The organism is Geobacter sp. AOG2, from assembly GCF_019972295.1.
GTDB lineage: Bacteria > Desulfobacterota > Desulfuromonadia > Geobacterales > Pseudopelobacteraceae > Oryzomonas.
Map to the genome: position 1 here is coordinate 1003329 of NZ_BLJA01000001.1, position 23876 is coordinate 1027204.

Sequence of the window (23876 nt, forward strand, 5' to 3'; positions counted from 1 at the left end):
AATCTTGCACAGATCTCAAGGAGATGTCATGGCAGAAAAGAAAACCGATATTCTGGAGCGGGATTCCTTCTACATCGTACTGATGGTGGTCATCATCATCGGTTTTTTTCAGAGAATTCTCTTTACCAACCAGATTATCCGGGCTTCCGACGTTGTCACCCAGTTCTTCTGGGGCGCGAAGGCGATAAAGGAACAGTCGCTGCTACAGTTCATTCAGGGGATTCCTGCAATTTTTCAGGCTAGCTGGGATCCCTTGAGCGATGGTGGTCGGACCCTAGAGGGTGGGTGGAACGCCATAGCTCTCCTCTTTCATCGCTATCTCATTCAGCACTTTTTTCCCTTCCCTGCAAGTATCGCCTGGTTGGCCGTCCTAGCCATGTGTTGGGGATCCATCGGCACCTTCCTTTATTGCCGCCTGATCGGCGTCGGCCGCTTGGGGGCTTTCGCAGCAGGGCTTCTGTATGTGGTCTGCACAGAGAATTCTTCACTTATCAACGCCGGCCACATCCAGAAGCTCGAGGCGATCTGCTGGTTCCCCTGGACATTTCTCCTCTTGGAAAAATCGTTGCGAAGCAGACGGTTTCTCCACTATGCCCTGACGGCGCTGATGTTGGCCATCCAGTTTTTTCACATGCATTGGCAGATATCGTTCTATTCGTGTCTAGCTGTCGGCGCTTACTGGTTCTGGTATGAAGTGGGAAAATTCCGGGAACTGAAGGGAGAGTACGGCCGGCAATTCTCGAAGGATACCTTGCTTGCGGTAGCCCTTGTGGTGCTCTTTTTCAGTACCATAGCCATGTCGTTTGCCCCGCTCTATAGTTGGTCGCAACAGTCCGAACGGGGGGAAGCCGTCAGTAGCGGCACTGGGTCGAGCGCCACGAAAGCAGCGGAAAAAGGTATCGGTTATGAGGAGGGGATGAGTTGGTCCATGCCCCCTGAAGAGATATTAAGCTTCTTCGTTCCGGGCCTCTTCGGATATTCCCGCCAGGAGGGGGGCGATGTACCTGCCCCAGGACAGGTATATTACTGGGGCAGGATGCGTTTTACCCAGACCAGTGACTATCTGGGGCTCTTGCCCTGGTTTCTCATACCGCTTCCATTGTTTTTCAGGCGCGATCGCTATACCTGCTTCCTAACCTTCCTGATGGCGGCGACCCTGATCATGGCTTTGGGCAAATATACTTTCGTGTATCGTTTCATGTTCGAGTACCTCCCTGCCTTCTCCAAGTTTCGCGTGCCGAAGATGATCCTCTTTTTGTTCGCCTTTGGCGCCGCAGTATTGGCTGGCCGAGGTCTGGACGTGCTGGCCGACGAAACGATTGAAAGGAAACGGCTTGGCCGGTGGGTCTGGTGGTGTGGTGGGGTTGCCGCATTTATCGGCTTGATCTGTCTCGTAATTTTGGTGGCAGGTCAGTCGATCATCTCGGCCATGTCGGAGTACATTACCGCACCCACGCGCTACCAGAGCGGTTCACAACTGGTTGAGGAACGCTTCGGCCACATGTTCAGGGACGGAATTATTTCCTTCGGGATGGCAGCAATCTATCTTGCGGCAATCATTGTCTGGTTCAAACGGTTGCTGCCGGTACGGCTGTTGCTGCCGCTCCTGATACTCCTGATGTTGTGCGATCTGTGGCGCGTTAATAACCGTTTTCTGGTGGTGGCTCCGCCACCTGAGGCCAAGCGCGGCGTTACGACGAACGATATCGTCACTTTCCTCAAACCACGCATCGATCATTACCGCATGCAACCCTTGAATGACGAGAATGCTCATTTCTATGCCGACAACGGCTTTGCCAACGTGTCGGCCTATGTGACCATTAGTGAGCGGCGCTACAAACAATTTTTAGATGCTATGTCGCTTATGAGCACCATGCCGGACATCATGAACCTGAAATACCTGGTGATGCCCTCAAGGGATTTTGAAGCACAGAAGGCGCTTCTTTTAACGAAATACCAGCCGGTTTTCAACTCATCCAACGGTTCGATAGTGCTCGAAAACAAGACCGTCATGCCCAAGGCTTGGCTGGTACCGTCGGTTGTGGTAATTGCCGACCCTCATCAGCGTATCGGGATACTGGCCAGCGCCCCGGATTTCAAACCGGACCAGATTGCCCTAGTTGAATCGCCACCTCGTTTACAGCTTGCGCCATACCCATCCCAAGTCCCCTCGCTCGCTGGAAGGGCCGAGGTGCGTGTCTATGAGCCCAACCGGATTGTAGTGGAGGCTCAAGCGCTCAAAAACAGCCTGCTGGTCATCGGCGAAAAGTACTATCGCTGGTGGTACGCCTCCGTGGATGGGAAAAAAACCGAGATCGTGCCGGTGGATCACATCCTGCGCGGAGTGTATCTCACTCCCGGCACCCATCGGGTAGAATTTATCTTTGACCCGTTGCCATTCAAGATCGGCAAATGGCTGACATTGGGATCGTTGGCATTTTTTGTCGTCATGCTTGGGCGGGAGTGGTGGAGGAGAAAACTGCAGCAGGTCGCAAGGCCCTGACTGTTGACGTGACCATGACCGCCGAAACCATCGACGAACTCCGTGTCTACGATCTGCGGATCTGCCAGCCGAAAGAGGGCTACCGTTTTTCTCTCGATCCCTTGCTGCTGTGCGGTTTTGCCGAAGACGCTTCCGCTGGCCGGGTAGTCGATCTCGGCACCGGCTGCGGGATTATTCCCCTTATTCTTGCTCGGAAAACTGTCGGCGCATCTCTGGTCGGTGTGGAATTTCAGGAGGAAATGGCCGAAATGGCCGTCCGCAACGTTAGTCTGAACGGGCTTGACGAGAGGATCGGGATTGTCAGCGATGATATCCTTTCCCTGCGTGGGAGGTTTCCTGTTTCGTCGTTTGATCTGGTGACAGCGAACCCTCCCTACCGCAAACCGGGTAGCGGCCGTGTCAGCCCCAAGGTCGGACGCGATCTCGCTCGCCATGAATCGAGTGCCGGGCTGGCGGACTTCCTGTCAACCGCCAAATATCTGGTCAAACCGTCGGGGTCTATTTGCTTCATCAGTCATCCTTCGCGGCTGGCTGAATTTGTCCATTGTGCCGGCGAACTCAGGCTGTCATTGCTCAGGCTGCGCATGGTGCATGGTTCCGCCGTTACTCCGGCAACGATGTTTTTGGCGCAATTGGCCAAGGGAAAGAAAGGTGGGACATTGGTGCTGCCACCCCTGCTTGTCCACAATGAGCAGGGCGACTATTCGCAAGAGGTCCGCAGCATTCTGGGAGAGTAATCGGTCCGCTTGGCAAGCGAAAGGGCGCTCCTAACGAAGCGCCCTTTTCATTTCAAGCTATTTTGTCGCCTTTAGTTCTTGATAAAGAGCACCAACTGCATGGTCTCGCCCTCACCGACCAGGATCGGAAAGCAGAGACCGGTATATCCGGCAGGCACGGCCAAGCCGGCTGCATCCGGCCGGATGGTGACCGGGGGATTGATATTGACGATCTTGCCGGCTTGCGATGCCTTGGCGGCGATGTTGCCACAGACCACGTTGATGAATTCCATGACGGTATCTTCAAGGACTTCCGGCGGCTCATTGTCCACCGATGCCTCACGCAGAATTGCCTTGGCCACGGATTTTTGAAGCTCTTGCGAAACCGAGATGATAAAGCGGGCATCCACATCGCCGGACAGGTCCATTGCCGCCATGATGTGGTTGGCATCCACCATGGTGATGGTTTGGCACTTACCGGCTCTAAAGGGGAGTCCGAGGATTCGGGTAATCATCTTGTAGGTAAGGTCTGCGGACATCTCCCATAGTTCTGGATTGGCGATACTCCCGGGAAGCTCGACCCTTTCCGAGATGTACGGCGCTTGGTCGGCTTTGAACTCATTCAAATGCTGTTGCAGTTGTTCGTTGGTGATGGCTCCAACAAGTACCAATGCCTCACCGATGTAGAGGTGGTTGTTTTTTTGGCGGGTAATAATTTCATTGAGTTGGGTAAGGGTCAGGATGCCGATTTCCAGCAGCAGGTCCCCTACTTTTATGTCACGCGAAAGTTGCGCACGGTGGGCGCGTGCGATATCGTCCTGGGTTACGTAACCCATCGCCACTGCCATCTCGCCAAATTTGAGGTTTTTCTGTTCCTGTAGCTCAATCGCCTTGAGCAGGATCTCTCGTGAAACGATCCCTTTTTCCACCAAAAACTGCCCGAAAAATTTGACGGCCATGCACATATCCCCTTGTATCGTGAGTTATTGGTGCTGAAAATCAGAGATCCCGAAGTATCTTCAGGACATCGTCGGCCTCGAACGGTTTTGAGATGACATTCTTGGCACCCAGTTTGAGCGCTTCTGTAAATTTGTCACCTACGCCGCCCAGGGAGGTGACCATGACCACTTTAACTTCTTTATCCAGCATGGACAGGCTGCGCAAGGCGGTCAGGCCGTCCATCCCGGGCATATTCATGTCCATGCAGATGATGTCCGGGTCCTCGGCATGATTCATCTTGATGGCTTCCGCGCCGTTTTTGGCATGCCCGACACATGTAAATTCCCCTGATTCGGAAATGATCTTCTCAAGCTGGCGGGCTACGGAAAGGCTGTCGTCAACGACAAGAACCTTTTTCATATGATGGTATCCTCCTGGTGAGCGTCGCGATCGCTTTTGTCGGGTTGTTCGAAATTTAATGAGCGGAGTGAATGTACTCGAAAAGGGGTAAAAAGTCAAAAATATGTTTGTCTTTGATTGGCTGGTAAAGCGTGTTATACATATAAATATCCTGCACTAAGATAAGGAGATTCGTCTCATGAGCCCCCTCCGCCATATACTTTGCAGATCGCTGACTCTGATTGCGGTGCCCAGCCTGTTCGTTATTTCTGCTTCGGCGGCGGAGACTGAACCTAACACATTACATCCCGCCGCCGAGAAGGTCGAGACCGCGATTCAAGGGCCGGTTGCCCGGGTTAACGGCAGCGACATCTCCGCAGCTGAACTGAAGCGGGCTCGCAAAGTGCTGCAGGCCAGCCAGCCGGGTGCGCAGATCTCCGCTGATGAACAGAAGGAACTTGACAGACGGGTGGTAGACCAACTCATTTCCGCTGAACTACTCTACCAATCGGGGCAGAAACTGGGTATTAAGGACCTTGACAAACAAGTTGATGACAAGATAGCCCAGGCAAAGGGCCGTTTTGCCAGTGAGGCGGATTTCGCCAAGGCGATCCACGATCTTGATATGAGTGAGAAGGATCTTCGGGAGTATACCCGGAGGGACTTTATTATTACTAATTTCGTCACTGCGACGATTATTCCCAAGGTTACGGTCAGCGAAGAGGAAAGCAAAAAGTTTTACGACCAGAATCTTGATAAGTTCCACCAGGATGAAAAGGTTAGGGCCAGCCATATCCTGTGCGGCATAGACACCAAGGCGAGTGCCGAGGAGAAGAAAAAGGCCCGCGAAAAAGCCGAAAAACTTCGTAAGGAATTGGCCAATGGAGCTGACTTCGCCACGTTGGCCAAGGAAAACTCCTCCTGTCCCAGCAGCAAACAGGGGGGGGATCTGGGGTTCTTCGGCAAGGGGCAGATGGTACCGCCGTTCGAGCAGGCGGCTTTTGCCCTCAAGCCGGGTGAGATAAGCGATGTGGTTGAGACCCAGTTCGGCTATCATATCATCAAACAGACAGAGCGGACAAAAGCTGAAACCGTACCTTTCAGCGCCGTCCGTTCCAAGATAGAGGATTATTTGAAAAACCAGAAAGTCAATGCCGCGGTGGGCGATTTTTTGGCAGATGCCCGTAAGACCGCCAAGATCGAAATATTGCTGAAGTGACCGGTGACTGTACGTAGTAAAAGCCCAAACGGGGCCGGCCAATTGTGAGAATGGGCCGGCCCTTCTCATGCCCTGTGTGGTTAGTCACGGAGATCGTGACTGGATATTTTGGCTGGAGCCAAGATGGACGCAGGTGTAGCAAGGGCTACATCAAGGGAGCGTAACGATAGCAGCGGTCCCAAAACCGAGACTGCGACCATGAGCTAACCGCACGGGGTGCAAATTATCGTGCCGCTCCTGTTGAAATCCTTATGCTTCGTCCTGATGATAGCCCTGCGAATCTGATGGCCCCCCGATATTCCCCCTCCCGGTAGCAGGCCGCTTCTCCCGCCGGCAGATAGTCGCCGGTCGAATTCTTCAGAAGAAAAACAAATGATGGGAGCGGCCCGTTTTCGAAGTCCTCCTCCCCGATAGGCATCCGGTATTCCGCCAAGCGGGTGCGTTGCCCTCCAGCCAGCAATGGCGCGCCAGTTGGTTTCGTCGCCGTTCCGGCCAAGGATGTGCGGGATACGCGGGTCTGGTAGCCGGCCAAAGGAGCCGGTACGTGGCCGTAGAGCGTGACCAGAGCGCTCCCCCTCCGGTCAACGCGGATATCGTACCCAGGTATCCAACCCGGCCCCCCAACGGCGAAACGGGCCGTGACCCGCCCGTTTCCGGGAGAAACGACTACCCGTGTCATGCTCGTAGCGTCTTTTCCTTCCTTTCGCACCGATGCAATACGGGCATCGATGCGGCGAATCTCCCGTTCCGCACGGCGTCGTGCCGTATAGACCGTTTCTAATTGGGCAATGGCAAAGTCGGTCCCTTGGCGGATTGTCAGCAGTGGATCCGGGTTTGATTTTGTTTTGCGGGGAGCTTTGCCGCTCTGGGACTTTGCGGCGGATTTGAAAATATTTTCACGCGTCGCCAGCGCCCTCAATCGGTCCTCCATGCGGCTCCTTTGCTCGATCAGGGCGTTAAGTTCCTTTTCTAACTTGGTATTCCGGCTTAACGGCTGCGTATCGACACGCAGAATGCTGGTCCCCCTCTCGGGACTGATTCGCAAGCTGCCGGCCAACATGCCTCCCGGCAGAGGGATTTCGGCGATACCCCGGACAGCAGCGGCTCTAAGTTCTACGACAGCGCCGTCTGAAAAGAAGGTGATGCTTCTACCGTCGGCGCAGGCCTCGGCGACGGTTGTGAGTAGCAAGATGATAACTGGCAGGACGGTTCTCATTCAGGCTCCTTTCGGCAGTCATGCAAATCTCTGAACGTTCAGCAGATTTGCCAATCTGGTAGTTGCACTCAGATGAGGATAAGTTTATAATTCTTCCACTCTTTTTGGAAGGTGATCTATCATGGCCTTTGAAGCGGAAGTGTCGGTTAAAGACATAGTCAGTTTTTACATTAAAATCAATGATGCCGCCAAGGCCAAAAAGGATATAGCCAAACTTTCCGCCAAGGACAAGGCGATAGCTTTCGATATAATTGCCGCTTCGTCCGGCAATCATGACTTCAAAATCGAGATCGCCAAATATTTCGTCTACGACCTTGACGCCCGTGTCCGGAGAAAAGCCGAGATAATGTTGGAGGATTTACTCCCCGGTTGGGTTTCCGATCCGGCCGAAAGCATCCTCAAACTGCTCAAAACGGTGGACACTAAGGGGGGGACCCATCGCAACGCTGCCATAAGATTCCTATTTGGCATTATTGATTCCGGCAGCCTTCGGGACACCTTCATGACCCTGCTCAACAGCAGGAACCGGGCTCATATGGCAGAGATCATTGCCATTCTTGAAGGCTACATCGACTCCTCCCAAGACGAGCGTGAGCAGGTCAAAATCTTCGATGCCTGTCTGGATATCGTCCTATCCGACGATGCCGATTATAACATCAAACATCATGCATCCAACCTGTTGAGCGTCTTTTTCAAGAAGGTACAGGCAACAAACCTCGGCGAGGCCTTGCGGCAAAAGTATATCGAAAAACAGATTGAGAAGGCCGAAGGGGTATACCGTTACCTGTGCAGCGGTGCATCGGGGCTGAGCGCCACCTTTCTCGAAGACCTGCTACGCCCTCTGAACGACGGCGGCAAAACGTTTCAGCTCAAGATGCTCAACTATTTTAAATTTGTACTGGAAAAAGCGCAGAATCCTGAAGAAGTCGACACGGTCATGGATATCTACCCGGATTATTGGAACAACGATGAACTGCCCAGGGAAGAGAAGCTTGTAAAGATCTGTCGCCGTATCATCGTAGCGGTTGAAGAGTTGTGGGATGTGAGCGATGATGCCGAGGTCCGCAGCCTCATTATCAAGATAATATATGGTCAATATGCCGACAAACGAGAAATGCTGGAACAGATCCGGGCAAAGCTGGATACCGAAACGCTCAGTGAGGCTGCACGGGACAAGATTGCCCTTATGCTGCACTGTTTTTTTCTTCCAGGAGAAAATGACGCGCTCAAGCTGCTGGCGGCGAATATATTGATCTTCAAGCTGGGTGATGCCCGGAACCGGTCCGTAGCCCTCGATTATCTCATCTCCTATGTTGAAAACAAGAACCTCAACTATGCCGAAAGAGGCAGCATAGCTACGGCGATGGAATCATTACTCAACGAAAAGCGGCTGGCGGAAGAAGTGCGAAAAACGGCGCGGTACCTCCTTTTCATAACTGGTCCCGAGAGGTTTGATACGGCAGAGGAGCAAAAAGCCGTTCTCGGTCATATTCGGAGCATGGTCGAAGGGAGAGGCCTCTCCAGCCAGCATGCTGCGCAGCGAGTCCTGGAGTCCCTGGAGATTTTTTCAAAGACGACGGCCTCCACCGACAAACTCAAGATGGCGGCACACTACCTGGAGTTTAAGATTCGCCAGCCCAACGAGAGTCTAACCTGGGGCAAACTTGACTTACCCTAGCGTTGATGCGACCCGGTAGCCGGTCCTGCTTTCCGAAAAGGCTTACGAGACGTTTGGCCGAACAATTTTTCCTCCCCCCAGAACCTCATCATCCCGGTAAAAAACCACGGATTGCCCTGGAGTGACCGCTTTCTGCGGTTCATCGAAGCGTACCGCACACCCGCCTTCCGGCAGCAGTTTGACATGGCATTGGACCGGCTGATGCCGGTAGCGGATTTTACACGTCGCCTCGAACTCCTCGGCGTCCGGGGGTACTATCCATCCGATTTCTGCGGCAAGCAGGCCATCAACGGCCAGATACTGCTCTTCCCCCACCACCACGAGATTATGTTCGGAATCGATGGCTGTCACGTACAAAGGCTTGCTCCAGGCGATCCCCAACCCCTTGCGTTGGCCGATGGTATAGCGGTGCGTCCCGCGATGATGGCCGATAACCCGACCGTCCACATGGATTATGTCCCCTGGTATTCCCTTCAGAACACCGCCCCCCTCGAGGAATAACACGTAATCGTCGTTGGGGATGAAGCAAACCTCCTGGCTGTCCCCCTTCTCGGCCACCGGCAGGTGGAACCCGCGCGCCAGCCGACGGACCTCTTCCTTATTCTCCATTTCACCCAATGGGAAGATCACTCTCGCCAATTGTTCCTGGGAGAGCATGCAAAGGAAGTAGGATTGGTCCTTGCCGATGCAGCGCGCCTGGCGCAAGTGGCAGACCCCAGCGCCATCGACGGTTTTTCTTACGTAGTGGCCGGTGGCCAGCATGTCGGCACCCAGTTCCCGCGCCTGGTCCAGCAACAGGCCGAATTTGACGTAGCGGTTGCAACGCACGCAAGGATTGGGGGTGCAACCGCAGCGATATTCGTCGATGAAGTCCTTGATTATCAGCTCGTGGAAATTCGCTACGAGGTCGATCACATGGTGAGGGATTCCCAAGTGCTTGGCCACGGTTGCGGCATCATGGGCGGCTGAGCCGCTACCGGCGCTGCGCGGTGCGAAGAGCTGCATGGTAATGCCGATCACCTCATGGCCTTGGCTTTTCAATAGAGCGGCGGTCACCGATGAATCCACCCCACCGCTCATGGCAACGGCGATAACCGGTCCTTTCTTGTCAACCATCATATCCCTTTCTCACCGAGAATGATTCGGACCACCTGGTTGGCTTGGTGCCCGGCTGCAATAGCCACCCGCGGCGCCATCAGTCCGCAACCCGGCTTGGCTTCCGATTCGCCGTCGCCCACGAGGTAGAGCCTGGACGTGGCCCGTTGCGTAACGATGGCATTGCTGGTGCCATACCCCGCCAATCCTGATGCGGCAACGACGGTGACCGACGGCAGCCGACCGAGGAGTGTATCCACCAACATGGCCTTCATGTCGGCCCGGTCAAAGGCTTCGACCACGACGGTGCAGGCGGCAAAGACAGCGGGAATGTTTTCGGGGCACAACATGGCCTGATGGGATTCCACCTCGATATACGGGTTGATCCGGGCGATGTTTTCGGCTAAGGCGTCCACCTTGGGCTGGCCCAGTTGGTCGATGAAATACTGCTGCCGGTTGAGATTCGACGGCTCAACCACGTCGAAATCGGCGATCACGAGTCTGCCGACGCCTACTCGTGCCAGGGCCACGGCTACCGCCGAGCCAAGCCCGCCGGCACCGGCGACACCCACCGTGGCCGCCTTCAGCAATGCATGTACGCCGGGAGTGTGACGGGCCGCCAAAAGTCGTTGTAGTTCCTCTTCCGGCGGCTGTTCTCCCCGTTTGATCAGATAGACTTCGTCCCCTTCCCGTAGCTCTGTTTCGGCCGGAGCCGGAAACCCATTGAGGATAAGTACGTCCGCGCCCGGCTTGTGTCGTTCTGCCAGGCTTGCCAGAGTCGTCTCTTGGCTGATTACAGCCCCTATCTCGTTTATCCGTATGCGCATAGGCTCACTATTTTTGTCTGCAATGTATAAACTGTATTCCCCTACAGTCGACTGTGTAGTCACAGCCGTACTGAACACTAATGACTGATAACCTGCTGGAGGTCTGCAATCAGGTCATCGACATCCTCCAACCCGACCGAGAGGCGCACCAAGGTATCCTTGATCCCCTTCTTTTCCCGTTCTTCCTTGGGAATTGCTGCATGGGACATCTTGGCCGGGTAGGAGATGATGCTTTCCACGCCTCCCAGGCTGACAGCAAAGGCGGCAAACTGCGTTTTCTCCAGTAGTTGCTTGGTCAACTCGTAGGATTCGAGTTCGAAGGAGAGGACGGCACCAGGGCCATCTGCCTGGGCAGCATTGACGGCATGACCGGGATGGCTGGCGAGGCCGGGGTAATGCACCTTGAGTACACTTTTCCTGGTCTGGAGCCAAGCCGCGATGTTTTCGGCACTCTGTTGGCTCTGGTCCATCCTTATTTTGAGCGTCTTGAGCCCTCGCAGAGTCAGAAACGAATCCTGGGGCCCCAGGATGGCGCCGAATGCATTCTGGATGAAGCGGATACGATTACCCAGTTCCAGATCATTGACAACGGCAAAGCCACAGATAACATCGCTGTGCCCGTTCAGGAATTTGGTTCCACTGTGCAGGACGATGTCACAGCCAAGCTCCAGTGGGCGCTGCAGATAGGGGGTCATAAAGGTGTTATCCACAAGGGTTATGATACCTCGCGGCTGGGCCAGTTCTACGACCCCACGCAGGTCGGTGATCTTGAGCAGCGGGTTGGAGGGGCTTTCCAGGTAGATTCCCTTGGTTTCCGGCCGGATAGCGGACTCGATGGCCTTAAGGCTGGTGGCATCCACAAAGGTGGAACCTATGCCGAGACGCTGGAATATGCTGGTCAGCACCCGGTAGGCGCCGCCGTAGACATCCTCGCACACCACCAAGTGATCGCCGGGAGAGAAGATTAGTAAGGTGGAGGAGATGGCTGCCATGCCGGAGGCAAAGGCAAAGGCCCGGCTCCCTTTTTCCAGCCCGGCGATGGCTGCCTCCAGCGCCTCTCGGGTAGGGTTGTCGGAGCGGGCGTAGTCATATTTACCGAAATGGTCTACCGACTGTTGACGATAGGTGGATGTCTGGTAGATGGGCACGCCCAGCGCGCCGGTCAGGGGATCGGCGGTCTGTCCGCCGTGGATGAGTTGGGTTGCAAACTTCATGTCGTCTCCTTATGCTTCCAATGCCTGACGCAAATCCTCAATCAGGTCGCAGCTGTCCTCAATGCCTACCGACAGGCGTAGCAGGGTATCGTTGATGCCCAGCCGCGCCCGTAGTTCCGGCGGTATGTCGGCGTGGGTCTGTACCTCGGGAAAGGTGATCAGACTTTCGACGCCGCCCAGACTCTCCGCGAAGGAGATCAAGCGTGTTTTCATCAGCACCTGCTCTACCAATGCGTGGGTAGCGACCTCAAAGGCAATCATGCCGCCAAAACCGCGGGAGTCGCGTTTGATCAAGGCGTGACCGGGATGGTCTTCGAGGCCCGGGTAGTAAACCTTGGTGATAGCCGGGTGATTTTTCAGCCATCCGGCAAGTTTGCCCGCATTCTCCTGTTGGCGGTCCAGGCGGACCCCCAAGGTCTTTATACCGCGCATCACCAGCCAGGAGTCCTGCGGTCCCAGTATCGCTCCGGCAGCATTCTGGTGGTAGTAGACCCGTTCGGCAAGATCGGAATCCTTCACCACCACCAGTCCAGCAATCGTATCGTTATGGCCCGCCAGATATTTGGAGGCGCTGTAGACGGCGATATCGGCCCCCAGATCCAGAGGGCGCAGGAGGTACGGGGTCAGAAAGGTATTGTCCACGATCAGATACAGGGTGTGATTACGGCAGAGCGTGGACAGGGCGGGGATGTCGGCAAATTTCAAAAGGGGATTAGTGAGCGATTCGACGAAGACCGCCTTAGTCTGGGGTGTGAGCGCTGCACGCACTGCTTCGATATCGCTCGTGTCCACATAGCTGAAGGTGAGCCCGAACTGGTCGAATACCTTGTCGAACAGGCGACAGGTGCCGCCGTACAGGTCCTCAGTGACGATGAGGTGGTCTCCCGAGCGGAACAGCAGCAGCAGGTTGGCGATAGCGGCCATGCCGGACGCATAGGCGCATGCGCGTACTCCATTGTCAAGGCGGGCTATGCCATCTTCCAGAGACTGGCGGGTAGGGTTGCCCGAGCGTGTGTAGTCATAGCCGGTGCTCTGGCCGAGTCCTGGATGCCTGAAGGTGGCGGTCTGGTAAATAGGCACAGAAACTGCGCCGGTCCTGGTGTCCCATTCCAGGCCGATCTGAACCGCCTGTGTACTGATGTTCATCTGCTGCCTCCCAAAAATAAAATCCCCTTCCGGGGTGTGGAAGAGGGTTCCTTGAGGGCATCTCTTCCTTATCTCCCGAAACCGCATGGTTTCGCTGGAATTGGCACCTTACCCTTGCAGGTTGGTTGCCGCGACGTCCTTGGGCCAGTCCCTCGGTCGCTCTCGATAAGAAACTTATGTATTTTCTGCGAGAATTACTATGAATAAAACCTACGATATGCCACCAATCTTGTCAATAATTATTTTATGGAGACGAACCCCTGCCATTACTGGGGCGGATGCCTGCGGTGGCATATGTTTTACCTATGCTTTTTCGAGTACGATTGCTACGATAAACCATTCCTTATCCGTTGCGAATCGGAGGGTAAGGGTGTCATGGTTGTTGCCGGCGTTGACAAAGTAGTCATCGCCACTGACAATGGAAGGCGTCGACAACTTGATATCGGCGCCACCCCGTGAAATATGCTGCTTGAAGGAACCGGCGATCATATTGGCGATTTCGCCCAGAGCATCGCGAACATCGTCGTTCAGGTTGGAAATTTCCATGCCGAGCATACTCGATGTGAAGGCAAGCGCCAGTTGCTGGGGGGCGTGGAGGCTCACCAAGCCGTTATACACCCCGGCAAATCCGACCATCGCCGTAATGCAATCCTTGAAATGTGTTTCCGGGGCAACCTGAAGGGGGAGATGCAACAGGTCCTCCATGCCCACCATAGTGCAGAATACCTCCTCCACATCACGGGTGAGCTGTTTGAGCAATTTGTCTTCACTCGTATGAAGGATGTCCAGAAGGTCTTTTGTCAGTGACATTTTGTGCCCCTTTGTTCATGGATTTCGATGGAAAATAAGGGAAGCGGCACCTCAACGCATCTTTTGTCAAACCGGTATTGCTCCGCACTTGGGAACAACTTCTCTGCATAGGTTTGTCGGACTCTACTCTGCATAATTGAAAGGAAATTTTCAAGATGAAATGAGATGATTATAATATAAAACAGCCTCGCTCCGAGATGGGGGAGGCTGCTGATGAATGTTCAACGATCTGAAGGGCGCCATCGAGAAGATTCAGAGGCGGCGCGGTTCGGCAGTCCGGGGGGCAGTCTCTACCGTGTGTTTTCGTCAAGCAGGTAATTCAACAGTACGACAACATCCCTGATTTCCTGTTTATTCATATCGGAATTCGGTTTCCGCAGCATCTTGATGCCATAGGCTTTTACCGCCTGCCTGTCGAATGGCTGGCCGGTGATGGGAGCCCTTCCGGTCTGTACCGCGATGACGGTTCGTTCCATGGTGTGGCACTTGACACATTTTCGCGTCATAAGGTCAAATGATGCTCTTAAATGGGCAGGAATGCTGTCGGGATCGAAATTCATTCTGTCCCCGCGGCCCTTTACCCTGATGCGTGCGTCGGCAACCGAGGAAATTACGAGTGTGATGAGCGCAACCAGTAGGATGAGCTTCCGCATATGAGACTCCTTAAGACGGGATTATCTCGCTTAGTATAACAAAGAAAACAGTGTAAAGTAACCTCTGTCGTGCCATAAACAATCAGAAACTGAAAGTTACGCCGAGCGTACCAATTTTATTGGTGAAATCCTGAGCGCTTGAACCCTCGGTAGCTTTATATGCGGTAGCGAGCTCATGTTTGTATTCCAGAGCGACCTTTAGGTTTTCAAGGGGGGCGTATGCAAGCGTCGGGATAAAACGACGCACCAGGCCGCGCCCGTCATCCTGATATTCGAACCGCATGGCGCCGATGAGATTCTGGAGAAAGGTGTACTCACCCTCGATTGCGGCCACGTATGACTTCACCTCGGTCGGGGTATTCGAAAGGTAGGCGTTGTCGTCCCTGCCCAAGACGCCGGCCATCCTGAGCCTGAAGAGTTTGTAGAGTATGTCCAGATCCATGCCGGTGCGGTAATAGCTGTTCTGGATGGGGGGTACGCCTGCTGTGGTGTTCGGGGTGCCGTTCTTGCCGTAGTAACCATATGCTCCCAAAGTGACGGTCAGGAAGTCGAGGATGCTCTCCTCCTTGTCGAGATCTACTTCCGGTTCGTTTGCAAGGTAATCCGCCCCACCGAATTTGTATGAGATATGGCCATAACCCTCTTTGGTATTTTGATCCTTGCGGTTAACTACTCCGCCGGCGATGAAGAAGCGGTTTGCAAAGACGGCATTGGCCTCCAGTGCGTCCTGTGGCTGTTCGGTCCTGAATTCCGAAACGCCGACTGTGTAAGCATAGGGTGCAAAAGAGTTTGTTGTGGAGAGTTTGTTGTTAGACTTCCAAAGTCCAAGCTTTGGCTGCATACGCCCCACCTTGAAATTTATGGGGGTGCCGAGCGCATGGCGCCAGATGAAGAATAGTTCGTTGATGTTGGTGCTGTTGTTGGCCGGGGTTGTGCTTGTCGTACTTGTAATATTGCTGGTGTTCTCGCTGTAGGCCACATATGTGGCAAAAAATGCGGCTTTTTCCCGAAAGTTGCCGCCTGCGTTCAGCTTGAGAACGCGCGTCGAGAGGTCGAGTTCATTTACGGCACTATGGTCGTAGGTGGCATGTATCGAAGCGGTGAATGATATGGGCAACAGCTCGGGGATGGCGGCCAGGAGGAGTCCTTCGGGTTTGGCCTCGCCCCCGGGAACGGCGGCAGGCGCAGCAACTTCCTGAGCCGATTCAGGCGTGGTTGTATCGGAGGAACCCATGGCACCGGCCTTTAATTTGCTCAGTTTGTCGGCGTCGCCTTCCCCCTTCACATCCATGGTTCCGCCGGTTGGCTTGGCGGTAGCTTTGAGAACGGGGAGGGGGAGGGCTCCCTTGGCCTTGGCCGCCTTCTGTCCCTTGCCGAAGTAAACATAGGCGTTTTTGAGGAATGCCTCACCGTATTCGTTCAGTTCGGGATAGATGGTATGGCAGGTGCTGCATTCAACCTTGTAGGCGCGGGTGAATGCCGGGATGGCGTGAGAGTTTTTAGGGGCCATCAACTGTAGGGCAAGCATGGCCATAAGAACTATCAGAATATTTTTCTGTTGCATGAAGTCACCCTCCGAGATTGGCATTCATGAGGTATTGGATAATAAGCTCCCGCTTCTACGGCCGTCGTCCCAGGCTTCCGGATGGATCGCTTTTGGTTCCGCAAAGATATGATAACGCCATCTCGTACTGACTTTCGGCTGTCCCAGATGTGAGAACACCTTGAGTGACAAGATAATCAAGAGCCGTTTTGGCGTCATTATCCATTATTCCATTATTCAACCAGTCCAGGGAATCGTAGATCAGGCGCTTCGCGTACAGGGAGTTGTGGGCGTAAGCCCCGGAATCCGCCATTAACATTTCGTAGTTGAACGCAGCGCCAAAGGTATAGGCCGCTTGGGTGATAATGTCGCTGGAGGCGGATAAACCGCTTCGTGGATCTCCTGAACCCGGGACAACGGCATTGCCAAAGGCTAGCGTCCAGTCGGTTTTGTAAGCGCCGGTAGCTGTTGGTTTCAGTTTGTTGGCGGGGTTCTGACCCGGACTGAGCAGCATTTGGTTCAATGCTTCCATGGCCGCCGCAAAGCCATTCTTGATCGCCTGAAGATTACCGTTGGCTCCTGCAACCCAGAGTGCGCTATTAACATTGGTGCTGCTGTGACAGGCTGCATTGGAACAGACTTGAGCGTTGCTGACGATGTCTAATATGGTTCCATTGACGTCGCGAGTTACCGGCAGGAAATAGTGGGAAAGGCTGTTTTTAAGGTGGCAACCTATGCAGGGGCCGTTACTGCCTCCGATGTTGCCGGAATCCGCCGTGCCGATAAGGTCGTGTTTAAAATAGCTTTGAATGGCGTATTTAGATGCGCTCGAATAAAATTGGAAACCACCGATACCGGCAAGGGTCACTGCCGCAACACCATCATGGGAGAACAGGCTCCGGTATGAGACGTTGGTGAAGTCAAGGCCGTTGGCATTGGCTATTTTGGCAATTAGGCCGAGTTCTCTGCCACTGTGGCAAACGACGCAGATATTTGAAGCCCCATAGTCATTGTTTTTGTGATTGAGCAATGTTTTTGAGTACTTGACATCCCAAGCCCTGTCGTGAATGCCTGCAAGATTTTTTGTCGCAGAAAAATTGTAATAGACGGTCACGGTGGGTACAACGCGCAATTTGCCGCTGTAGGCACTTCCATCGTTAGGGCGCCCGTCGTCATGACACGCATTGCAATTAGTAAGCTCCCGACTTTTGTCCATATATGATGTTGACCCGGAAGATGCCGCGGGATAATTGCTTCTGGTGCCGTCAAAATCTGGAAGTGCGTTGACGTCACTGAAGCCCGAAGACACGTAGGTTATGTAGCCGGTCGTAGTGTGGCAACGGACGCAGAAATTGCCAAAATTATCCTTGGCGACAATCGAGCTGCCACGGGTTTTGAAATCGTAAGTTGTCCTGGCACCTGACTCCGTGTCGCCATGTCCAGAGCGGGACCATTGTTGCCTTTCATCCCTTCCGCTGGTGGTGTCGTGAGGATTGTGGCACTTACGGCAATATCCGACATAATTCGTTGCGACATAGTTCGCGCGTTTGCCGGAACTAAAGTGATAAAACTTCACATCCATAATGACGCCATCTCTGGTAGAGCTATTGAACGTTCCACCGTCGGTATAGGTGGAACCGTGACACTTGGAACATTTCTTGTCGGTATCGGGATTTTTGCTGACGTGATTTGTGCTGTCCGGGGTGCCGCTCGGCGTACCGCCGTGACAGCGGTTGCAACTGTCGGGGTGCCCCGGTTCGGGCTCGTGACAGTCGGCACAGCCTGCGGCGTTGGAAGTATTGTGAACCGAAAGTTTCCATTCCTCGGCGATATTCTTGCCAGTTCCAGGGCTGATGGCGTTTTGATGGCAGTTGTTGTTGAAACAGGTTTCTGATTGGGCCAGCTTTGTGGTCCCGGCGGCCGTAACCGTTTTCTCGCCACAACCGGCCAAGGCAAGCAGTAGCGTTGCCAGAAGCAATGATGCAGCGATAAATCTTGAGACCATGTCCGATCCTCCTGAAAAAGTACGCAGCATGTGTTTCAGCGGCAGCTTGTTTACTTGAGCAAACGGTAGATGTAGATGAACGTCCCTCCGACCGAAAGGCTGGACAGGAAGCCTGCATACTTGTCGACAAGCGTCGAGATTTGGACCCTGCCGGCAAAGTTGTCGATATCCGATACCTCGTCGGTCATGACGGCGATAATGTCCTGCCAGTCGCGATCCCATTGAAAAATCTGCAGATAGAGTTCCGATCCCTTCCAGAGGAAGATCAGGAAAAATACAATGCCAAAGGCGATGAACCCTTTTGAGATAGGCGAATCTTTAATGGTGACATAAATTTTGCGAATGAGTTCCAGATTCATGATCGAGAGAAACACCCAGATGGCATTCTCGACAATTTTGAAATTTCTGATGGTGTTGGGGCTGGGGGTCGGATTGATGTACAGGAAGATTCCGCCTGCGGCGAGGATCAGTAGCGAGAAAAGATAGACGGTGACTTTTTTTCCTGAAATTTCAAAGGTGCGGCAAAAAACATAATATTCCAGAAAACCGTGGGTGATTACCACGATCGCCACCGTCCCGACAATATTGTGGAACGCGGAAAGTTTGTAATAGTGGACCCAGGGGTTTATGGCATATGCCTGGCCGAGAAAAATAAGAAAGAAACCTATGGAAATACTCGTCCATACACGGGCGTTTCCGATGCTGAAGTAAAAACTTATTGCGCCGGCCAAGCCCCAGGAGATAACCCTGATGAGCTCGAAGCTATTGATCTGGGAGAGCAACTCCACGAATTGTTCCATTCTTCGCCTCCGATTACGCTGTTACATAAGTTGTTCAAAGTTCCGATTTGGCCGCTGTGATAGTCTTGGCAAGCTGCTCCATCAACACCTTCAGGCTGGTCGTGCTGATGAGAAGCTTTGCCGAACGCTCGATGGCGGCGAGGAATTTTACAACATTTGTTTCATCGAGCAGACAGCTATTACCGCCCTGTTCTGTTAACTCTTTATCAACAATGCCGCGTCCTACCTTGCCCACCGATCCGATAACAATGGTTTTTACCTGTTCCTCCAGTTTTGCAAGTTTGTCGGCGATGTTCTTTTTTTCACGTTCCTCGCGTACCGAGTTGATTTTGTTGGTTTCTGCCTGTTGGTGTGCGACGGCGGCTTCCCAGATGTTCTGGATATTGACGACTTCCAGCAGATCCAGGCTCATCAGATGTTCAACCCCCTGCGTCGAAAAAAGGTCAATCTTGGCACCGGGTAGCCCGGCGATCTTCTGGGATTCGGTAGATGATGTTTCGATATCCTGAGAGCCGTCATGGAAAAAGCCCAAGGGGGTGCCATCCTTGTAGAAGATCATGGCCGAACGTTCATCGGTGTAAATCCGCAGGCAGCCATTCATCCGCTCGGAACCGATCCGCTCCAGGAGGGCTTTGATGTCTATCAGTTTGAGTTCCTGGGCTTTGTAGAGGATTTCGCCCTGGAGCAGGGCATGGATACACATGGTGAGGTCTTTTGAGAGTTTGTAGACGTTGAGGACTCCGCCGTTGGTGCCGGCCATATGATAGCTTAGGGTCGACAGAGCCTCAAAGCCGGTTTGCCGAGCGCCGTCCTTTCCTTCGTGCAACGCGCTAACCAGTTTTCCGGCTTCAAACACCAATATAATCGTAGATGCCTGAAAAACAAAGCTGGCATAACCGGTAAAGCTGCCCGTACCGAGCTTCGACATGACCTCCGGCAACTTCAGCACTCCGACTGCCAGATTCTCAAAAAGAGGGCTGCCTTTCGGAAGAAGGAACATGACTATCTCCTGAGGTAAAAATCATCATAACAGTAGCAGTTTATCGGCTCTTATTTATATGCTTATTCGGGTATCGTGTCAAATAATTATACTTATTTATATATAATTTATCTTGAGGCGCATGTGGCTGGCATTGTTCGAGAAATTAAAGCGGCCTCCCCTTGGAGGAGACCGCTTTTCGTCGCATCATGCGCGGCTTATTTACGTCATATCGGGCTGTGGTCTTGTCTACGGCTTACGTATGTCCAGCGCCAGATTCAGTATGAGCACATTTCCTTACAATTTTTCCTAGAAGCTTAGCTGCACTCTTCGGCAGTTTGGGAAAGGAGTTTGGTCACAGCCACATCGGCTTGACCAGAGCCGGGAAGCCGTCCTTGCGGTATAGTTTCGGTGTTAATGCTGGGGAGTCTGAGTCGGCGTTTGACGTTATAACCTCTGCACCGTCCGGGAATGTATCTTTGGTGAGGGGGAAAAACGAAATGAGGGTCGGCACAAACGTGCCGACCCTCCCCCAAAGTCGGGATTGGATGCTCAGGCCATCACTGTTTCCTCGCGGCAATGCCCTCGTTCATTGAGCCACTGCGGTACCCCTGGAGATCAATTGCAACGTAGGTGAATCCAGCAGCCTTGACGCGACAGCTGACCTCGTCTCGTAAAGGGCCGGCAGCCTGAGAAAATTCCTCTGACCCCAATTCTACCCGCGCCACGCTGTCGTGGTAGCGGACGCGCAGAACGCGAAAGCCTAGTTCACGGAGCGATTCCTCCGCTTGTCCCACACGGCGGACTCGCTCTGAGGTAATGGCGGTGCCGTAGGGAAAACGGCTTGAGAGGCAGGCAAAGGCCGGTTTGTCCCAAGTGGGGAGGTCCATGGTCCGGGAGAGTTGACGGATGTCCTCCTTGGTGAAGCCCGCCTCCTCCAGTGGGCTGCGCACCCCGATCTCAGCTGCGGCTTGGCGGCCGGGACGGTGATCGCCTCGGTCGTCTACGTTGGTGCCGTCCAGCACATGGGGCAGCCCTTCCTGGTCGGCAATGGCGCGTAGCTTGCCGAACAGCTCGTGTTTGCAGTAATAACAACGGTTGGGCGGGTTGTCCTGAAACTCGGGAATGTCCAGTTCCTCGGATACAATCACCCGGTGACGGCCGCCGATACGCTTGGCCAGCGCCTCGGCTTCCCGCCGCTCCCGTTCGGGATAGGTCTCGGAGGTGGCGGTCACTGCCAGGGCGCGCGGGCCAAGCACTTCCGCCGCTACCGCGAAGAGGAGGGTCGAATCCACGCCTCCGGAGAAGCCGATCACGCAGCCTCCTATCCCGGCGAGGAGTACTTTGAGTTCAGTGGTTTTGTTCAGTAGTACCTGATCCATAGGTTGGTGCGAATCCTTTCAGACAAGCTCAATACATCTCTATAAACCTTACAGGAATCCGGCCGATATCGACAGTGTAAATTAGATGTTTGTATCGTCTCCATCTTCCAGCAGTACCGTGATTGCCTGGCCATTGAAGAGTACCAGGTCTATCCGGTCGCCTGCCCGGCTGAAGGTGCACTGCAGGTTATGCTCGTAGGCTAAAAGGGCTACCGCCGGGAGTTGGTCGGGATTTCGCAGGCGGAAGAGCACCCGGTTTCCCTTCGCCAGGGCGTTGAGAAAGGCCGGGGTAATGTTGAACTCGATCTGCCCCTGCTCTTCCGTGAGGTCCACCAGATTCCCCTCGTCGCCATTTATGAAGTAGGTCCCCAGGTTGATCCGTCTGAGAGCGGTGTTACCTTCGGCAGCCGGTTTCGGGGTAGCCCCCGACACCAACTCCTGGGGTTGCAGAATGTCCGGCGCCGCTGTGATAACCATGCCTGCCGCCACGGTGGCGTTGGTGTAGCGGTCGATGACAATGAAGTTGCCGGTGGCCCGGTTCAGCCGGTAGGGATCGAAGGCCGCCGGACGGTCCAGTTCCAGGAGCCCGACGCCGATCTCGTTGAGCTTCAGGGTGGATGCCTGCTTCTGTTCCAGGGTATTGACATCCACGACATGCCGCAGGCTGGTGATACGACCGGGGATCACAGCGGTGGCGGTTTTGACCAGGTAGCTCTGCCCCGGATGCAACGGCTCGTCATGGAGCCAGACCAAGTGCGCCTCCAAAAAACGGGTTTGGAGCGGCGGGGCATCGGGAACCGATAACATATCGCCCCGGCTGATATCGATCTCATCAGCCAGGGTCAGGGTCACCGCCTGCCCGGCGGTTGCCTCCGGCAGATCGCCACCCATGGTGACGATGCGGGCCACCCGGCTGGTGCGACCCGACGAGGCGACCCGCACCTCGTCACCCGGACGAACGATGCCAGCGGCAATGGTGCCGCAGAAACCGCGAAAATCCAGGTGGGGCCGGTTCACCCACTGGACCGGCATCCGGAACGGCTTTTCCCTGTTCTCTCCTTCAATCCGGACGGTCTCCAGATAGTTCATCAGGGTCGGCCCCTGATACCAGGAGGTGTTGGCGCTCGGTTCGATGATATTGTCGCCGTTTAAGGCGGAGATGGGAATCGCCGTTATGGAGTCAAAGCCGAGCGGGGCGGCAAACTGCTGGTAGTCGCCTAGGATGGCGTCGAAACGCTGCTGGTCGAAATCGATCAGGTCCATCTTGTTGACCGCCAGCACAATGTGGCGGATGCCCACCAGGGATACCAGGTAGCTGTGGCGCCTGGTCTGGGTCAGGAGCCCCTTGCGGGCATCCACCAGGATTACCGCCACCTGGGCGGTGGAGGCGCCGGTGACCATGTTGCGGGTATACTGCTCGTGGCCGGGGGTATCGGCGACGATGAACTTGCGCCGGTCGGTGGAGAAGTAACGGTAGGCCACGTCGATGGTGATCCCCTGTTCGCGCTCCGCCTGCAGGCCGTCCAGAAGGAGGGCATAATCGATGGCCCCTCCCTGGGTGCCGACCTTCTTGCTGTCCGCTTCCAGGGCCGTCAACTGGTCCTCGAACACCATCTTTGAGTCCCACAGGAGACGCCCGATGAGAGTGCTCTTGCCGTCGTCCACGCTGCCGCAGGTGATGAAGCGGAGCAGCGATTTTTCTTCCTGGCTCTTGAGATAGGCGAGGATATCCTTTTCGATCAGTTCCGATTGGTGTGCCATATTAGCAAGTCCTTTATGTTTTTAAAATAGGGCTTATGGGACCTATAAGTCCCATAAGTCCCATAAGTCCCATCAGAAGTACCCCTCTTGTTTTTTCTTCTCCATGGAACCGGCCTGATCGTGATCGATCAGCCGCCCCTGGCGCTCCGAGGTGCGGGTAAGCAACATCTCCTGGATGATTGCCGGCAGGGTGTCGGCGGTCGATTCCACGGCCCCGGTCAGGGGGTAGCACCCCAGAGTACGGAAACGCACCGATTTGTGTTGCACGACTTCCCCCGGCTTGAGTTCCAGTCGTTCGTCGTCCACCATGATGAGCATGCCGTCCCGCTCCACCACTGGCCTGACGGCGGAATAGTAGAGCGGCACGATAGGAATCTGCTCCAAGTGGATGTACTGCCAGACGTCCAGCTCGGTCCAGTTGGAGATGGGGAAAACGCGGATACTCTCCCCATGCTTGATTCGGGTGTTGTACAGGTTCCACAGCTCCGGGCGCTGATTTTTGGGGTCCCAACGGTGGTTGGTGCTACGGAAGGAGAAGATCCGCTCCTTGGCCCGTGATTTTTCCTCGTCCCGTCGGGCACCGCCGAAGGCGGCGTCGAATTTGTAGTGGTCCAGCGCCTGCTTCAACCCCTCGGTCTTCATGATGTCGGTGTAGAGCGCCGACCCGTGGGTAAAGGGGGAAACGCCCCGGCTCACCCCTTCCTCGTTGATGTGCACGATCAACTCCAGGCCGCATTCGGACGCCATGCGGTCCCGGAACAGGATCATCTCGCGGAACTTCCACGTGGTGTCCACGTGCAACAGGGGAAATGGCGGCGGAGCCGGAAAAAAAGCCTTGCGGGCCAGGTGCAGCATGACTGCCGAATCCTTACCGATGGAATAGAGCATCACCGGGTTGGCGAATTCGGCCACGACCTCGCGGATGATGTGGATGCTTTCGGCTTCCAGTTGCTGTAAATGGGTCAGATTTTTGTTCATATAGGTACTCCTA

20 protein-coding genes and 1 riboswitch are annotated in these 23876 nt (G+C 54.4%); of the genes, 4 read left to right on the forward strand and 16 right to left on the reverse strand.

The window, feature by feature from the left end; genetic code table 11:
• Positions 1 to 28 precede the first annotated feature (28 nt).
• Together LDN12_RS04640 and LDN12_RS04645 are read left to right on the forward strand one after the other, a co-directional pair.
• On the forward strand, positions 29 to 2503 hold the full coding sequence (locus tag LDN12_RS04640; RefSeq protein WP_223921517.1) for a YfhO family protein: 2475 nt from the start codon (positions 29 to 31) through the stop codon (positions 2501 to 2503).
• Positions 2467 to 3240: a tRNA1(Val) (adenine(37)-N6)-methyltransferase gene (locus LDN12_RS04645; RefSeq protein WP_308464306.1), complete on the forward strand. Its 774-nt coding sequence runs from the start codon at positions 2467 to 2469 to the stop codon at positions 3238 to 3240. The genes LDN12_RS04640 and LDN12_RS04645 overlap by 37 nt, the downstream gene beginning before the upstream one ends.
• A 71-nt stretch (positions 3241 to 3311) precedes the next feature.
• On the opposite strand, the gene LDN12_RS04650 is transcribed toward LDN12_RS04645, so the two are convergent.
• Both LDN12_RS04650 and LDN12_RS04655 read right to left on the reverse strand, forming a co-directional pair.
• Positions 3312 to 4178, reverse strand: coding sequence for a chemotaxis protein CheX (locus LDN12_RS04650; RefSeq protein WP_223921518.1), 867 nt, complete (start codon positions 4176 to 4178; stop codon positions 3312 to 3314).
• 40 nt (positions 4179 to 4218) lie between these two features.
• A complete protein-coding gene (locus LDN12_RS04655; RefSeq protein ID WP_149306629.1) occupies positions 4219 to 4578 on the reverse strand; it encodes a response regulator in 360 nt (119 codons plus the stop codon).
• Between the two features lie 178 nt (positions 4579 to 4756).
• On the opposite strand from LDN12_RS04655, the gene LDN12_RS04660 reads away from it, so the two are divergent.
• A complete protein-coding gene (locus LDN12_RS04660; protein ID WP_223921519.1) occupies positions 4757 to 5776 on the forward strand; it encodes a peptidylprolyl isomerase in 1020 nt (339 codons plus the stop codon).
• 223 nt (positions 5777 to 5999) lie between these two features.
• On the opposite strand, the gene LDN12_RS04665 is transcribed toward LDN12_RS04660, so the two are convergent.
• A complete protein-coding gene (locus tag LDN12_RS04665) occupies positions 6000 to 6992 on the reverse strand; it encodes a hypothetical protein (RefSeq protein ID WP_223921520.1) in 993 nt (330 codons plus the stop codon).
• A 121-nt stretch (positions 6993 to 7113) separates the two neighbouring features.
• On the opposite strand from LDN12_RS04665, the gene LDN12_RS04670 reads away from it, so the two are divergent.
• Entirely contained in the window at positions 7114 to 8670 is a 1557-nt protein-coding gene (locus tag LDN12_RS04670; RefSeq protein ID WP_223921521.1) for a hypothetical protein, read from the forward strand.
• Between the two features lie 42 nt (positions 8671 to 8712).
• Here the strand turns inward: LDN12_RS04670 and mnmA are convergent, their stop codons facing one another.
• The 13 genes from mnmA to cysD all read right to left on the reverse strand — a co-directional run bounded on the left by mnmA (position 8713) and on the right by cysD (position 23863).
• Positions 8713 to 9786 (reverse strand): tRNA 2-thiouridine(34) synthase MnmA, encoded by a 1074-nt coding sequence (gene mnmA / locus LDN12_RS04675; RefSeq protein WP_223924026.1) that lies wholly within the window; start codon positions 9784 to 9786, stop codon positions 8713 to 8715.
• Positions 9786 to 10592 carry a sulfur carrier protein ThiS adenylyltransferase ThiF gene (thiF, locus tag LDN12_RS04680; RefSeq protein ID WP_223921522.1) on the reverse strand — a complete coding sequence of 269 codons (807 nt, stop codon included), beginning with the start codon at positions 10590 to 10592 and terminating at the stop codon, positions 9786 to 9788. Before thiF ends, mnmA begins: the two co-directional genes overlap by 1 nt.
• Positions 10593 to 10669: 77 nt before the next feature.
• The gene (locus LDN12_RS04685; RefSeq protein ID WP_223921523.1) at positions 10670 to 11806 is read right to left on the reverse strand and encodes a PLP-dependent aspartate aminotransferase family protein; all 1137 of its coding nucleotides are present in this window, start codon (positions 11804 to 11806) and stop codon (positions 10670 to 10672) included.
• Positions 11807 to 11815: 9 nt separating this feature from the next.
• Entirely contained in the window at positions 11816 to 12952 is a 1137-nt protein-coding gene (locus LDN12_RS04690) for a PLP-dependent aspartate aminotransferase family protein (RefSeq protein ID WP_223921524.1), read from the reverse strand.
• Positions 12953 to 13017: 65 nt separating this feature from the next.
• A riboswitch (SAM riboswitch) is annotated at positions 13018 to 13124 on the reverse strand.
• Positions 13125 to 13255: 131 nt separating this feature from the next.
• Complete coding sequence (locus LDN12_RS04695) at positions 13256 to 13762, reverse strand: chemotaxis protein CheX (protein WP_223921525.1); 507 nt, start codon at positions 13760 to 13762, stop codon at positions 13256 to 13258.
• A gap of 290 nt (positions 13763 to 14052) precedes the next feature.
• Positions 14053 to 14415, reverse strand: coding sequence for a cytochrome C (locus tag LDN12_RS04700; protein ID WP_223921526.1), 363 nt, complete (start codon positions 14413 to 14415; stop codon positions 14053 to 14055).
• A gap of 82 nt (positions 14416 to 14497) precedes the next feature.
• A complete protein-coding gene (locus LDN12_RS04705; protein ID WP_223921527.1) occupies positions 14498 to 15979 on the reverse strand; it encodes a hypothetical protein in 1482 nt (493 codons plus the stop codon).
• Positions 15980 to 16034: 55 nt separating this feature from the next.
• Complete coding sequence (locus LDN12_RS04710) at positions 16035 to 17963, reverse strand: cytochrome C (protein ID WP_223921528.1); 1929 nt, start codon at positions 17961 to 17963, stop codon at positions 16035 to 16037.
• Between the two features lie 50 nt (positions 17964 to 18013).
• Complete coding sequence (locus tag LDN12_RS04715) at positions 18014 to 18763, reverse strand: hypothetical protein (RefSeq protein WP_223921529.1); 750 nt, start codon at positions 18761 to 18763, stop codon at positions 18014 to 18016.
• A gap of 34 nt (positions 18764 to 18797) precedes the next feature.
• Complete coding sequence (locus LDN12_RS04720) at positions 18798 to 19763, reverse strand: GTPase-activating protein (protein ID WP_223921530.1); 966 nt, start codon at positions 19761 to 19763, stop codon at positions 18798 to 18800.
• Positions 19764 to 20302: 539 nt separating this feature from the next.
• Positions 20303 to 21124 carry an ATP-dependent sacrificial sulfur transferase LarE gene (gene larE / locus LDN12_RS04725; RefSeq protein ID WP_223921531.1) on the reverse strand — a complete coding sequence of 274 codons (822 nt, stop codon included), beginning with the start codon at positions 21122 to 21124 and terminating at the stop codon, positions 20303 to 20305.
• An 81-nt stretch (positions 21125 to 21205) separates the two neighbouring features.
• The gene (gene cysN, locus LDN12_RS04730; RefSeq protein WP_223921532.1) at positions 21206 to 22885 is read right to left on the reverse strand and encodes a sulfate adenylyltransferase subunit CysN; all 1680 of its coding nucleotides are present in this window, start codon (positions 22883 to 22885) and stop codon (positions 21206 to 21208) included.
• A gap of 72 nt (positions 22886 to 22957) precedes the next feature.
• A complete protein-coding gene (gene cysD, locus LDN12_RS04735; RefSeq protein WP_223921533.1) occupies positions 22958 to 23863 on the reverse strand; it encodes a sulfate adenylyltransferase subunit CysD in 906 nt (301 codons plus the stop codon).
• Positions 23864 to 23876: the final 13 nt, after the last annotated feature.